At 65.8% G+C, this 12301-nt stretch carries 13 protein-coding genes; 5 read left to right on the forward strand and 8 right to left on the reverse strand.

Annotation, left to right across the window (positions count from 1 at the left end):
• The coding region (locus OSH05_RS18335; protein WP_266352766.1) for a GDP-mannose 4,6-dehydratase at positions 1-582 on the forward strand (582 nt) is incomplete at its 5' end.
• 339 nt (positions 583-921) lie between these two features.
• Here OSH05_RS18335 and rpmG read toward each other — a convergent pair.
• The 7 genes from rpmG to OSH05_RS18370 all read right to left on the reverse strand — a co-directional run bounded on the left by rpmG (position 922) and on the right by OSH05_RS18370 (position 7512).
• Positions 922-1089 (reverse strand): 50S ribosomal protein L33, encoded by a 168-nt coding sequence (rpmG, locus tag OSH05_RS18340; protein WP_073058119.1) that lies wholly within the window; start codon positions 1087-1089, stop codon positions 922-924.
• Positions 1090-1203: 114 nt separating this feature from the next.
• On the reverse strand, positions 1204-2370 hold the full coding sequence (locus tag OSH05_RS18345) for an MFS transporter (RefSeq protein WP_104218190.1): 1167 nt from the start codon (positions 2368-2370) through the stop codon (positions 1204-1206).
• Positions 2371-2454: 84 nt separating this feature from the next.
• Positions 2455-2907, reverse strand: a complete 453-nt coding sequence (locus OSH05_RS18350) for a DUF983 domain-containing protein (RefSeq protein ID WP_104218189.1) — start codon at positions 2905-2907, stop codon at positions 2455-2457.
• A gap of 70 nt (positions 2908-2977) precedes the next feature.
• Positions 2978-3949, reverse strand: a complete 972-nt coding sequence (locus OSH05_RS18355) for an ABC transporter permease (RefSeq protein ID WP_104218188.1) — start codon at positions 3947-3949, stop codon at positions 2978-2980.
• Positions 3946-4965 carry an ABC transporter permease gene (locus OSH05_RS18360; protein ID WP_104218187.1) on the reverse strand — a complete coding sequence of 340 codons (1020 nt, stop codon included), beginning with the start codon at positions 4963-4965 and terminating at the stop codon, positions 3946-3948. The genes OSH05_RS18355 and OSH05_RS18360 overlap by 4 nt, the downstream gene beginning before the upstream one ends.
• Entirely contained in the window at positions 4962-6425 is a 1464-nt protein-coding gene (locus OSH05_RS18365) for a sugar ABC transporter ATP-binding protein (protein WP_104218186.1), read from the reverse strand. Before OSH05_RS18365 ends, OSH05_RS18360 begins: the two co-directional genes overlap by 4 nt.
• Before the next feature lie 61 nt (positions 6426-6486).
• Positions 6487-7512, reverse strand: coding sequence for an ABC transporter substrate-binding protein (locus tag OSH05_RS18370; protein ID WP_104218185.1), 1026 nt, complete (start codon positions 7510-7512; stop codon positions 6487-6489).
• A 206-nt stretch (positions 7513-7718) separates the two neighbouring features.
• Here OSH05_RS18370 and OSH05_RS18375 point away from each other — a divergent pair, with 206 nt between their 5' ends.
• From OSH05_RS18375 to dprA, 4 genes are all read left to right on the forward strand, one after another.
• Positions 7719-8696: an aspartate carbamoyltransferase catalytic subunit gene (locus OSH05_RS18375; RefSeq protein WP_104218184.1), complete on the forward strand. Its 978-nt coding sequence runs from the start codon at positions 7719-7721 to the stop codon at positions 8694-8696.
• Complete coding sequence (locus tag OSH05_RS18380; protein WP_104218183.1) at positions 8693-10012, forward strand: dihydroorotase; 1320 nt, start codon at positions 8693-8695, stop codon at positions 10010-10012. The genes OSH05_RS18375 and OSH05_RS18380 overlap by 4 nt, the downstream gene beginning before the upstream one ends.
• Positions 10013-10071: 59 nt before the next feature.
• The gene (plsY, locus tag OSH05_RS18385) at positions 10072-10677 is read left to right on the forward strand and encodes a glycerol-3-phosphate 1-O-acyltransferase PlsY (protein ID WP_104218182.1); all 606 of its coding nucleotides are present in this window, start codon (positions 10072-10074) and stop codon (positions 10675-10677) included.
• Positions 10678-10749: 72 nt separating this feature from the next.
• Entirely contained in the window at positions 10750-11895 is a 1146-nt protein-coding gene (gene dprA, locus OSH05_RS18390; RefSeq protein ID WP_104218181.1) for a DNA-processing protein DprA, read from the forward strand.
• A gap of 20 nt (positions 11896-11915) precedes the next feature.
• On the opposite strand, the gene OSH05_RS18395 is transcribed toward dprA, so the two are convergent.
• A complete protein-coding gene (locus OSH05_RS18395) occupies positions 11916-12113 on the reverse strand; it encodes a hypothetical protein (protein ID WP_104218180.1) in 198 nt (65 codons plus the stop codon).
• Positions 12114-12301 lie beyond the last annotated feature (188 nt).

Below are 12301 nucleotides of genomic sequence, written 5' to 3' on the forward strand. Positions count from 1 at the left end.
AAGCTCTATGCCTACTGGATCGTGGTGAACTACCGCGAGGCTTACGGCATGCATGCCTCGAACGGCATCTTGTTCAACCATGAGAGCCCGCTGCGGGGCGAGACCTTCGTGACGCGCAAGATCACGCGCGCCGTCGCGGCGATCCATCTGGGTCGGCAGGAGAAGCTGTATCTGGGCAATCTCGACGCCAAGCGCGACTGGGGCCATGCCAAGGAATATGTGCGCGGCATGTGGCTGATGCTGCAGCAGGACAAGGCCGAGGACTATGTGCTGGCGACGGGCGAGACGCACACGGTGCGCTCCTTCGTCGAGAAGGCCTTCGCCGAGGTCGGAACCCAGATCGACTGGATCGGCACCGGGGTCGAGGAGAAGGGCCTGGACAAGGCGACCGGCAAGGTCCTGGTCGAAGTCGATCCGCGCTATTTCCGTCCGACGGAAGTCGACCTGCTGATCGGCGACCCGACCAAGGCGCATGAGAAGCTAGGCTGGCACCACGACACCGGCCTCGACGTCCTCGTCAAGGACATGGTCGCCGCAGACCTCGTCGTCATGGCCAACGCACCCGTGTTGCATAATGCCTGAAGCGGCAGCGCCTTAACCTTAAACATTTACGCAAATTCAAGCTTTGTGGCTCGGCCGGCGCGTTTCGCTGTCGTGGGGCCCCGAAGCGCGATAGAGCTTGCCGATAGCGGTCCCATTGGCGGGGCGGCCCGGCGGCAAGCCGGCGAACCGTTCCTGGCGCGATACCCTACGGAGTGCTCAGGTCCGCCGCATCTCCTGGGTCCGTAGGGTCGGCCCGGCCGGGTGGCGAGAGTGGCCTCCTCTATGACCCATTTCGGCCGGGCCACGACGCTTTCCGACTAGCCTCAAAAGAAAAAGGCACCGCGAGCGGTGCCTTTGCAGTTCAATCGAAGCGAGGTCTTACTTGATCTTCGCTTCGCGAAACTCGACGTGCTTGCGCACGACGGGGTCGTACTTCTTGACCGCGAGCTTCTCGGTCATGGTGCGGGAATTCTTCTTCGTGACGTAGAAGAAACCGGTGTCGGCCGAGCTGACGAGCCGGATCTTGATGGTAGTGGCCTTAGCCATGGTCGAACCTCTGAAATCTATGCCTAAGCGATCCGGAGACCGGCCCGGCGCAATCGTGGGCGCACCCTACGGATTCAAAGCTGATTGTCAAGAAAGCATCACGCTGGCCCACGCTTATGTCCCGCGCGCCAGCACGATGCGGCCGATGACGAGTGTCAGATAGGCGATGAAGAAACCGGCTATCGCGATAACAAAGCCGTGCGGGGAATAGGCGTCCATCGCCGCGCCGATCACCGCGGGACCCGCGAGACCGCCGAGGGAATAGCAGAAGATGAAGGCGGCGTTCGCCGCGGCGAGATCCTCGCCGCTGAAGCGCGAGCCGAGATGGGCGAGGCCGACGGTGTAGAGCGCTCCGACGACGCCGCCCCAAATGGCAAGCATCAGCATGAAGGGCCAGAACGACGCCGCGACCATGGGCAGCAGCGCTGCGCCGACGATGCCGAACCCGGCGATCGCGAACAGCAGCTTGCGGCGATCGACCCGGTCAGAGAGAAGCCCCATCGGCATCTGCAGCGCGATATTGCCGATCGTCACGCCAACGCCCAGCAGGATGACGACGTCGCGGGCATGGCCGACCCTCTGGCCATAGAGCGGCAGCAGCGCGAAGGCCCCGCTTTCGATCGTGCCGAAGAGCAGGGCTGCGCCGGTGGCGACAGGAGCCAGGACGAGGAAACGCACGAAGGATGTCTTGTGCTGGTCGGTCAGGACCGGCGCGACCTTGAGGCCCGACAGGACGGGCAGCGTGCCGACGGCAAGCACCACGGCGCCAACCAGGAACGGAAATATGCCGCGCGTGCCGGTGAACCACAGAATCAATGGACCCAGGGCAAACCCCACGGACAGCATCGTCGCATAGATCCCCATGACGATGCCGCGCTTGCCGGGCGGGGCGGCGGTGTTGATCCAGAACTCGGACAGCACGAAGGTGATCGTCAGCGCCGCACCGGCCACGAGGCGCAGCGGAAACCAGAGCCAGAACGGCGACAGGAAGAAGATCGGAAGCGCGGCGGCGAGCACGAGGATCGAGGCGGCAAGCGTCTGGGCGGTGCCGAAGCGGGCCGCCAGGCGCGACACGAAGGGCGTGATCGCGAGGGAGGACAGGCCCCAGAACGCGGTGTTGATTCCGATCCAGGTCGGCGAGATGCCGCGGTCTTCCAGCGTCAGGGCGAGAAGGGGGAGGGTTATGGAAAAGCCGAGGCCGACGCCGGCGATCGAGCCGATGGCGGCCACAAGGCCACGCATCCCGCCGCCGTCCTGGTCGCGACTCACTGCACTAGTCATTGGAAGTCTCTGGATTCGTCGTAGGCGGCGAGAGAGCTTGGCGGCTCGCCGTTTGCGCCGGGCAGTCTGACCTGCTGCCTCAGGTCAGCCGATATCCGGCCGCCATGCCGCTGGCGCCTCGTCCGAGACGCCGTCCGGATCGAATCCATGCATATAGAGCGCCCATTGCAGGCCGACGACAGCGCCTTTGATCGGCCGCAGCAGGCCGAGCGTCAGGATCAGCGTCAAGGGCAGCCAGATCGCCAGATTGGTGAAGTTGGACAGATGCCATGTCATCTCGACCATCAGCATCAGCGGCACGATGATGTGGCCGACGGCGAGAATGGTGAAATAGGGCGGGGCGTCATCGGCGCGCTGGTGCGAGAGATCCTCGCCACAGGCCTCGCAGCGGTCGACGACGGTCAGATAGCCGCGGAAGGCCTTGCCCTTGCCGCAGGCCGGGCAACGACAGGCGAAGCCGCGCAGCATGGCCTGCTGGACCGAGCGCGGCGGCCGCTTGGCTTTCTCACTTTCGCTGCTGCTTTGCCACGTCGTCATCAGGTTCTCCTTGCCCCTTCATATCGTGGCGGGGCGCCGTCCCACAAGACGATGCGACGAACTTGCTCCCTTAGCGTGTCGAGCGCGGCCGGCTCGCGGCAACGATGACGGCGATGATGATGCCGCCCGTGGCCAGATAGCGCAGCCCCGCGCCGAAACCGTAGGTATTCAGCATGGTCACGACCAGGAACAGGAACAGCGCCGCCCCCCAGAGGCCGGGTACGTTGGAGTTGCCACCTGCCACGGACGAGCCGCCGATGACGACCAGCGCGATCGAGGTCAGGAGATATTCCTCGCCCATGGAGAGCGACGAACCGCCGGAAAAGCCGGACAGAAGATAGCCGCAGAGCCCGGCGAAGACGGCGCTCATGATGTAGGCGGCGAAGCGCGTCCTGCCCACGGGCACGCCGGCGAGGCGGGCGGCGCGGATATTCTGGCCGATCGCCGTCACCCAGCGGCCATAGAGCGTCCGTCGCAGCACCAGTTCCATCACCGCCGCCAGCGCGATCACGCAGATCGCCAGCACCGGCATGCCCAGCACCTGACTGGTGGTGAAATCGGCGAGGGCTGGCGGCGGCTTGATGCGGATGCCGCGGCCATAGGCGATCGCCGCCGACTGGACCAGGAAGCTCGACGAGAGCGTCGCGATGATTGGCGGAATGCGCAGCAGCAGGATCAGCGCATAGTTGAAGATGCCGACGCCGATCCCGCAGGCGAGGGCGACCAGCAGCCCGACGAGGATCATGCCGTCCTGCGTATCCATCACCTTGGTGGCGACGGCGCCAGCAAGCGTGATTGTCGCTGGAATCGATAGATCGACATTCCCAGGCCCGAGCGTCACGACATACATCTGGCCGATGCCGACGATCACCGAGAAGGTCGCGAAGGTGAAGGCGGCGGTCAGCACCTCGCCGCCGCTGCGTCCGCCGGTGAAGAGGATCGTGATCACCCAGACGACCATGGCCGCGACATAGGCCCAGAGCCATGGCCGCGACATGAGGCGCTTCAGCGGGGAGGGCACGGCCGGCGCGGCGTCGCTCATTTGCGCTTCTCCGCATGGTCGATGAGCGCACGCAGCGCCAGGACGAGGATCAGGATCGCGCCCTGGGCGCCGATCTGCCAGTCCGGCGAGATGCGCAGGAAGGAGAGAAACGAGCCGGCGAGCGTCAGCGTCACCGCGCCGATCACCGCGCCGACGGGCGAGATCCGGCCGCCGACGAACTCGCCACCGCCGAGGATGACCCCGGCGATCGACAGCAGCGTATAGCGCAGCGCGATATTGGCGTCGCCTGATGTGGTGAGCCCGATCAGCGACAGGCCGGCCAGCATGCCGAAGAAGCCGGCGAGGGCGAACATTGTCATCTTGACGCGCAGCAGCGACCAGCCGGCCCGCTCGATGGCGCGCGGATTGCCGCCCGCGCCGCGCAGCACGGCGCCATAGGACGTTCGCATCACGAGGAAATGGGCGCTGATCGCGATCACCGCCACGGCGATGATGGGGAACGGAATGTAGAGCGGCTTCAGCGTCATCAGCGAGCGGATCCATGTCGGTGCCTGCCCGCCTGGAACCGGGAGGATCAGCACCGAGAGGCCGAGCCAGACGAAAGACATGCCGAGCGTGACAACGATCGACGGGAGGTCGCGCCAGTAGATGAGCGCGCCGAGCAGAGCGTAGACCGCAATACCGAAGAGAAGGACAATAATCCCGGCGATCGGCGTCGTGAAGATCCAGGGCAGTTCTGCCGGCAGCGTGCCGCTGGCCTGCAGTTCCTTCACAAAGGGGAGGGCTTCCATTCCGCCCGAAAGCAGTGTCGCGCCGACGCAGGCGACGAAGCCGACATAAGTGCCGATCGAGAGATCGAGATCGTTGACGGTAATGACGCACATCTGCGCGATCGTCGCGAAGGCGATCGGGATCGCGAGGTTGAGCATCAGGTTGAAGCCGACATAGCTCATCGCGCGCGGCTGCAGATAGAAGATCGCGGCGAGCAGGGCGGCGAGCGAGAGTGCGGGCAGCAGGCTGCGCAGCATTTTCGGCGAGAGGATCTGGCCGTTCATGCGACCTCCGCGAAGGATGCGTGCAGCACCTTTTCCTCGGTCAGTTCGCCTCGCGGCAAATCGGCGACGATGCGGGCATCACGGAAGACATAGACGTGATCGCAGTGCCGCAGTTCGTCCATCTCGGTCGTGTACCAGAGAAAGGTGCGGCCCCCCGCCGCCTCGGCGCGAATCATGTCGTAGACTTCCTGCTTGGTGCCGATGTCGACGCCGCGCATCGGATCGTCCATCAGCACCGTCTCGGCGGTCGAGCCTAGCGAGCGCGCGAACAGGGCCTTTTGCTGGTTGCCGCCCGAAAGCGACAGGATCGGATTATCGACGTCGGGCGTGCGGATCGCGATGCGCTGCCGCCATTCCCCGGCCATCGCTGCCGTCAAGGCCCGGTCGATCAGGGGACCACGGCGCAGGCGCGCGAGCGAGGAGATCGTTATGTTCTCGGCAATCGACCAGAGCGGGAAGACGCCATCGGTTTGCCGGTCGCCGGCGACGAGCGCCACGTCGCCCTCGACCTCGATGCCGCGGCGGGCGCGCCGGGCGCCGTCGAAGATGCGTACCAGCATTTCGGACTGGCCCTGGCCGCCCAGCCCGGCGAGGCCGACGATCTCACCGCGATGGGCGAGAAGCTCGATGCCGCCGGCCTGAACTTCGGAGCGGGCGCGGACCCGAGGCTGGCCTTGGCGCTTGCTCGGCGCCGTCGTGGCAGCCGTCTCCTCGCGCGCCACCGAACCCATCGCCGCGACGAGCGAGGTTCGGTTGAATTCGGCAGCCGGCCGCTCGGCGACGACGCGGCCATCCTTCATGACGACGACGCGGTCGGCGGCCGAGAGAATTTCGCCGAGAAGATGGGAGATCAGCACGACGCAGCCGCCTTCGCCGACGAAGCGGCGGACGAAGGCGAGCAGCTGCTTCGCCTGATGCGCGTCGAGCGAGGAGGTCGGCTCATCGAGGATGACGAGGCGGGCGGCGGCCGTCGTGACGGTGAAGGCGCGCGCGATCTCGACCATCTGGCGCCGCGCAATGGGCAGATCGCCGACAATGTCGCCGGCCGTGATCCCATGGCCCGGAAACACGGCGTCGAGCTGGCTCAGGATCAGTGTTCCCGCACGGCGGCGCCAGCCGACGCCACGCAGCGAAGCATGCATGATGCGGGCATTCTCGGCCACGGTGAGGTTCGGGCAGAGCGAGAGTTCCTGAAAGACGCAGCGTATGCCATGGGCCTGCGCCACCGCGACGGAATAGCGCGAGCCAATCTCGACGCCGTCGAGCGCGATCCGGCCTTCGGCGCCGAAGACGCCGGCGAGCAAATTCATCAGGGTCGATTTGCCAGCGCCGTTATGACCGACGAGGCCGATGCACTCGCCGACGCGGCAGGCGAGATCGACGCCTTGGAGGGCACGGACGGCGCCGAAGCTTTTTTCGACGCCGTCCAGGCTGATGATGGGCACTTCCACGCGGGACATTCACGCCTTCCAGTTCGAACGCGTTTCCCGCGCGACAGGGCTTGGCCGGGGCTAGCCGAGACTACTTCTTGGCTGCGGCGTCGACGACTTTCTGGGCGTCCTCGGCCGTGTATTCGACATTGGCGACGCCGCCCTTTTCCGTCGTCTCGAGGGCCTTCTCCAGCCCATCCTGGTCGATGCGCAGGAACGGCACGACGAGATCCTTCGGCACTTCCTTGCCGTCGAGGATCTGCTGGGCGACCCAGAAGGCGAGGGTGGAGACGCCCGGCGCGATCGACGAGGAATAGGTCTGGTAGCCGTTGGCGTCCTTCTGTTCCTTCCACCAGGCGAGCTCATCCTGGCGATTGCCCATGATGATGGTCGGGATGGTGCGGCCGGCGGCCTTGAAGGCCTGCGCCGCACCATAGCCGTCACCGCCCTGCGTCACGACGGCAACGATATCGTTCGGCAGCGATGGCAGGATGCCGGCGACGGCGGCCTGGGCCTTGGCCTGGTCCCAGTCGCCATGGACCGAGCCGACGATCTTGAACTGCGGGTTCTCGGTGGCGCCCTCATGGATGCCCTTCGAGATTTCGTCATCGACGAAGACGCCGGCAAGACCGCGAATCTCGAGCACGTTGCCGCCGGCCGGGATCTTCTCCTTCAGATAGCTGATCTCGTCCTTGCCCATCTGCTTGAAGTCGACCGCGATGCGCCAGGCGCAGGGCTCGGTGACGATGCCGTCGAACGAGACGACGATGACGCCGGCGTCGCAGGCTTCCTTGACCGCGCCATTGAGCGCGTCCGGGGAAGCGGCGTTGAGGACGATGGCGTTATAGCCCTGCAGCACCAGATTCTGGATCTGGGCCGCCTGCTCGGTCACCTGGTTTTCGGCCGTGGTGAACGGATCGGCCGCGGCGACGATGCCGGCCGTCACGGCAGGCTTCGTCACCTTGTCCCAGCTGCGCAGCATCGCCTGCCGCCAGGAATTGCCGGCATAGTTGTTGGAAAGGGCGATCTTCTTGTCGGCCGTCGCGGCGAGTGCCGAGCCGGCGAGCAGAGTTGCCGCGAGGGCGGCAAGCGAAATGGTTCCCGCAAATCGGGTCATGGCGTATCTCCTCCAGGCTCGGCTTTGACTTTGGCCTATCGTTGCGATCGTGGCCTTTCGCGAGCTTCCCGCAGTCAGGCCGACAGGAGACATCTTGTCAAGAAGAAGGCGCGCTCGCTTTGTTTCCAAGGAGCGGTGAACAAGGTCTTCGAGTTCGCGGCTTTGCCTTGCCGTCCTGGCCCTTTCCCCCTATAGGCATCGCTTCGATGACAGAGCCTTCTTCCCCGGTCGCGGCCTCACCCGCGGCGGTGTTCGCGCACCGCCACCTGCTCGGTATCGAAGGTCTCCTTCCCGAGGAAATCGTCGCCCTGCTCGACCTTGCCGAAGAGGCGGTCGAGGTCAGCCGGCAGGTCGAGAAGAAGAAGTCGGTCCTGCGCGGGCGCACGCAGATCAATCTGTTCTTCGAATCTTCGACGAGAACCCAATCTTCCTTCGAACTGGCGGGTAAGCGGCTCGGCGCCGACGTCATGAACATGTCGGTCGCCTCGTCCTCGGTGAAGAAGGGCGAAACGCTGATCGATACGGCGATCACGCTGAACGCCATGAACCCCGATCTCCTGGTGGTGCGCCATCACGCCGCCGGCGCCGTCCATCTCCTGGCCCAGAAGGTCGGCTGCTCGGTGATCAATGCCGGCGACGGGGCGCATGAGCATCCGACGCAGGCGCTGCTCGACGCCCTCACCATCCGCCGCCACAAGGGTCCGATCCACGATCTGACGATCGCGATCTGCGGCGACATCCTGCATTCGCGCGTCGCCCGGTCCAACATCCTGCTTTTGAACGCGCTCGGCGCGCAGGTGCGCTGCGTCGGTCCCTCGACTCTGCTGCCGCGCGGCCTCGACAGGCTCGGCGTCGAGATCTTCACCGATATGCGGAAGGGACTGGCCGGCGCCGACATCGTCATGATGCTGCGCCTGCAGCGCGAGCGCATGGATGGCTCCTTCGTGCCTTCCGTTCGCGAATATTTCCATTTCTTCGGCCTCGATGCCGAAAAACTCGCCTATGCCCGGCCCGGTGCTCTCGTGATGCATCCCGGCCCCATGAACCGTGGCGTCGAGATCGATTCGGCGATCGCTGACGGGGCGCACAGCCTCATCCGCGAACAGGTCGAGATGGGTGTCGCCGTCCGCATGGCGGTGCTGGAGGCACTCGCCCGCAACCTCCCGAACGGGGCTGGAATATGAACGTCGGCAAGCCAAGCGACGTGCGCCCGGTCGTCCTGACCGGTGGGCGGGTTGTCGATCCCGCGCGCGGCTTCGATGCTCCGGGCGTGGTGATCGTCGCCGATGGACGCATTGTCTATGCGGGGCCGGAAGCCGGCGCTCCGCCAACGCCGGCCGGCGCCGAGACGATCGATTGTCGTGGCGCGGCGGTGTTGCCGGGCCTCATCGACATGCGCGTCTTCATTGGCGAGCCGGGGGCGGAGCACCGCGAGACTTTCGCCTCGGCAGGGCAGGCCGCGGCAGCGGGCGGCGTGACGACCATCGTCATGATGCCCGACACGGATCCCGTTATCGACGATATCGCGCTGGTCGATTTCATCGGCCGCCGAGCCCGCGATACGGCCGTCGTGCGCGTGCTGCCGATGGCGGCGATGACCAAAGGACTCGAAGGCCGCGAGATGACTGAGCTCGGCCTGCTGATGGAAGCGGGCGCCGTCGGCTTCACGGATGGCCGCCATTCCGTGACCAATGCGCTCGTGCTGCGCCGGGCGTTGACTTATGGCCGCGATTTCGGCGCGCTCATCGTCAATCAGCCGGTTGATCCGCATCTGTCAGGCGCCGGCGTGATGAACGAGGGCGAGACGGCGACACGGCTGGGGCTACCTGGCATTCCGAAGGAAGCCGAGATCATCGTCGTCGAGCGCGACGTTCGCCTCGCGGCCCTGACCGGCGGGCGCTACCACGCCGCGCAGATCTCCTGCGCCGAATCGCTCGACATCATCCGCCGTGCCAAGAAGGCGGGGCTCGCCGTGTCCTGCGGCGTCTCGGCGGCGCACCTGGCGCTGAACGAGCGTGACGTCGGGCCGTATCGCACTTTCTTCCGCTTGTCGCCGCCGCTCCGGTCGGAGGATGACCGATTGGCCATGATCGAGGGCATCGCCGACGGGACGATTGACGTCATCGTCTCCAGCCATGATCCGCAGGACGTCGACACCAAGCGCCATCCCTTCGCGGAGGCTGCCGACGGGGCCGTCGGGCTCGAGACGTTGCTCGCCGCCTCGCTCCGCCTTTATCATAATGAAGAGGCGGGCCTACAGGCGATCCTGAAGGCGCTGACCGTGCGACCGGCGGAACTTCTCGGTATAGACAGCGGCCGGCTCAGTGCCGGTGCGCCGGCCGATATCATCGTCGTCGATCTGGGCGCGCCGTGGGTTTGCGAGGCAGAGAATCTGCATTCCCGCTCCAAGAATACGCCCTTCGAGGGCGCACGCTTCGAGGGCGCCGTGTTGCGAACGATCGTCGCCGGGCGCACCGTCTATGAAAGCGGCGCGGCTTGAGCTAATTCCGGTTGCATGGGACGCGGCTCGAGGGGGCGGCGCGAGAGCCGGGGGCAAGCATGATGGAGTGGCAGATCGGACCCGGGCTGACGCTCGCCATGCTGGCGCTCGGCTATGCGCTCGGATCCATTCCCTTCGGCCTGCTGCTGACCCGGGCAGCCGGGCTCGGCGATATCCGCTCGATCGGGTCTGGCAATATCGGCGCCACCAATGTGCTGCGAACCGGCAATCGATGGCTGGCCGCCGGCACGCTGCTCGGCGACGCGCTGAAGGGTACGGTCGCCGTGATGCTGGCTGACCAGTGGGGACCCGACGCGGCGCTTGTCGCTGGCCTCGGTGCCTTTCTCGGGCACATCTTCCCCCTCTGGCTGGGTTTCAAGGGCGGCAAGGGGGTCGCGACCTTTCTCGGCATCCTGATTGGGATCTCCTGGCCGATCGCGATTGTCTTTGCGGCGATCTGGCTGGCCGTCGCCCTGGTCACCCGCTACTCCTCGCTCGCCGCGCTCCTCGCCGCTCTGGCGGCCCCGCTCGTGCTCGTGGCGCTCGGCGACTATCGAAAGGCGCTGCTGTTCGCCTTGCTAACAATCCTGATCTGGTACAAGCATAGCGCGAACATTTCGCGCCTCCTGGCCGGCAAGGAAAGCCGTATCGGGCAGAAGGGCTGAGATCTGTCGGATTGTCCGGACGGGTTCCGTCCGAGGGGGCGCGGTGCAGCAGCCGGATCGGATGGGGGCTCGATGACGGACGCCGAGCGTCGCACGGCCGGCATGCGTTTGACGGACGACCAGCGCATCTCCTGGCTGCGGCTTATCCGCAGCGAGAATGTCGGCCCGGCCACGTTCCGCGAACTCGTCAACCATTTCGGTTCGGCCTCGGCCTCGCTCGCGGGTCTTCCGGATCTTGCCGGACGAAGCGGGAGGCGTATCCGCATCGCCGAGACCCGCGACGCAGAGCGCGAGCTCGCGGCGCTGGATTCGATAGGTGCGCGCCTCGTCGCGATCGGAGAGCCCGACTATCCGCCGTGGCTGCGCGAGATCGACGCCCCGCCGCCGCTTCTCTCCATCCGTGGCGGTGCCGAGGGGTTGATGCGGCGGCCAATGGTCGCAATTGTCGGTGCGCGCAACGCCTCCGTCGCCGGTCGCAAAATGGCGCAGATTCTGGCGCGCGATCTCGGCCGGGACCATTTCGTCGTTGCCTCGGGGCTGGCGCGCGGCATTGATGCCGCGGCGCATGAGGCGGCGCTTGATGGCGGAACGGTTGCCGTCTTTGCCGGCGGCCTCGATCGGCTCTATCCGCCGGAGAACGCCGATCTGGCAGAGCGAATCCTGGCCAAGGGTGGCGCGCATGTCTCGGAGATGCCGCATGGCTGGGAGCCGCGGGCGCGCGACTTCCCGCGCCGCAACCGCCTTGTCTCCGGCATGTCGGCCGGCGTGGTTGTCGTCGAGGCGGCGGAGCGTTCCGGCTCGCTGATCACCGCGAGGCTGGCGGGGACCCAAGGACGCATCGTCTTCGCCGTCCCGGGGTCACCTCTCGATCCGCGCGCGACAGGTGCCAACCGCCTGATCAAGGAAGGGGCGCATCTCGTCACGTCCGGCGAGGACGTGGCCGAATTGCTGGCGCCGATGCTCGGCCGCAGCTTCTCCCCGCCGCCCGACTGGTCCGAGCCGTCGCTGGAAGGCGAATTCGCCAGCCGGCAGCCTCCGGATGACAGCGACCGGGCGCTGCTGATCGAGGCGATGGGTCCGGTGCCGACCTTGATCGACGATCTGATCCGATTTACCGGCCTTTCGGCTTCGTCGGTGCAGGTTCTGCTGCTCGAACTCGACCTCGCCGGCCGCATTGAGCGTCATCCGGGGCAAAGGGTGGCTCTGATCGAGCCATAGCGCCAAAGGCCTGGGCTCGTTCAGCGATCCTGGCTCGCCGCGCTCTGGCGCGAGGCCTCCTCTTCGACCATGCCGAGTAGATAGGCGAGAAAGCCGAGATCGGCCTTGGCGGAGATCAATCGCAATTCGGAGGCCATGCGCCCGACATATTCAGCCGTCTGGCGCTGGTCGCTGCGCATGGTCGGCGTCTCCTGGCTTTTTTCCTTCGGCAGTCCCATATCGAGCCTTCCTCAAGCTGACAGAACGAGGTTGCGAGCCTCTATAGGTTGCAAAACAACTATTCAGCAATCTTTGAGAGTGGGCAATGGGTTTCTGCAGCTTCATTGACACGCCCTGTGCTTTCCGGGATTGTCCTGCCCGGTCGCGACCCTGCCGGCCGACCCGGCGCGATCCTTGATTTTCCGCC

Source organism: Kaistia algarum (assembly GCF_026343945.1).
GTDB lineage: Bacteria > Pseudomonadota > Alphaproteobacteria > Rhizobiales > Kaistiaceae > Kaistia > Kaistia algarum.

Bases quoted from the DNA above. Each gene is read 5' to 3' on its own strand.
- OSH05_RS18345 (WP_104218190.1), bottom strand. From the start codon at position 2,370: ATGACTAGTGCAGTGAGTCGCGACCAGGACGGCGGCGGGATGCGTGGC.
- OSH05_RS18360 (WP_104218187.1), bottom strand. From the start codon at position 4,965: ATGAACGGCCAGATCCTCTCGCCGAAAATGCTGCGCAGCCTGCTGCCC.
- rpmG (WP_073058119.1), bottom strand. From the start codon at position 1,089: ATGGCTAAGGCCACTACCATCAAGATCCGGCTCGTCAGCTCGGCCGAC.
- OSH05_RS18395 (WP_104218180.1), bottom strand. From the start codon at position 12,113: ATGGGACTGCCGAAGGAAAAAAGCCAGGAGACGCCGACCATGCGCAGC.
- dprA (WP_104218181.1), top strand. From the start codon at position 10,750: ATGACGGACGCCGAGCGTCGCACGGCCGGCATGCGTTTGACGGACGAC.
- OSH05_RS18380 (WP_104218183.1), top strand. From the start codon at position 8,693: ATGAACGTCGGCAAGCCAAGCGACGTGCGCCCGGTCGTCCTGACCGGT.
- OSH05_RS18375 (WP_104218184.1), top strand. From the start codon at position 7,719: ATGACAGAGCCTTCTTCCCCGGTCGCGGCCTCACCCGCGGCGGTGTTC.
- OSH05_RS18370 (WP_104218185.1), bottom strand. From the start codon at position 7,512: ATGACCCGATTTGCGGGAACCATTTCGCTTGCCGCCCTCGCGGCAACT.
- OSH05_RS18355 (WP_104218188.1), bottom strand. From the start codon at position 3,949: ATGAGCGACGCCGCGCCGGCCGTGCCCTCCCCGCTGAAGCGCCTCATG.
- OSH05_RS18350 (WP_104218189.1), bottom strand. From the start codon at position 2,907: ATGACGACGTGGCAAAGCAGCAGCGAAAGTGAGAAAGCCAAGCGGCCG.
- OSH05_RS18365 (WP_104218186.1), bottom strand. From the start codon at position 6,425: ATGTCCCGCGTGGAAGTGCCCATCATCAGCCTGGACGGCGTCGAAAAA.
- plsY (WP_104218182.1), top strand. From the start codon at position 10,072: ATGATGGAGTGGCAGATCGGACCCGGGCTGACGCTCGCCATGCTGGCG.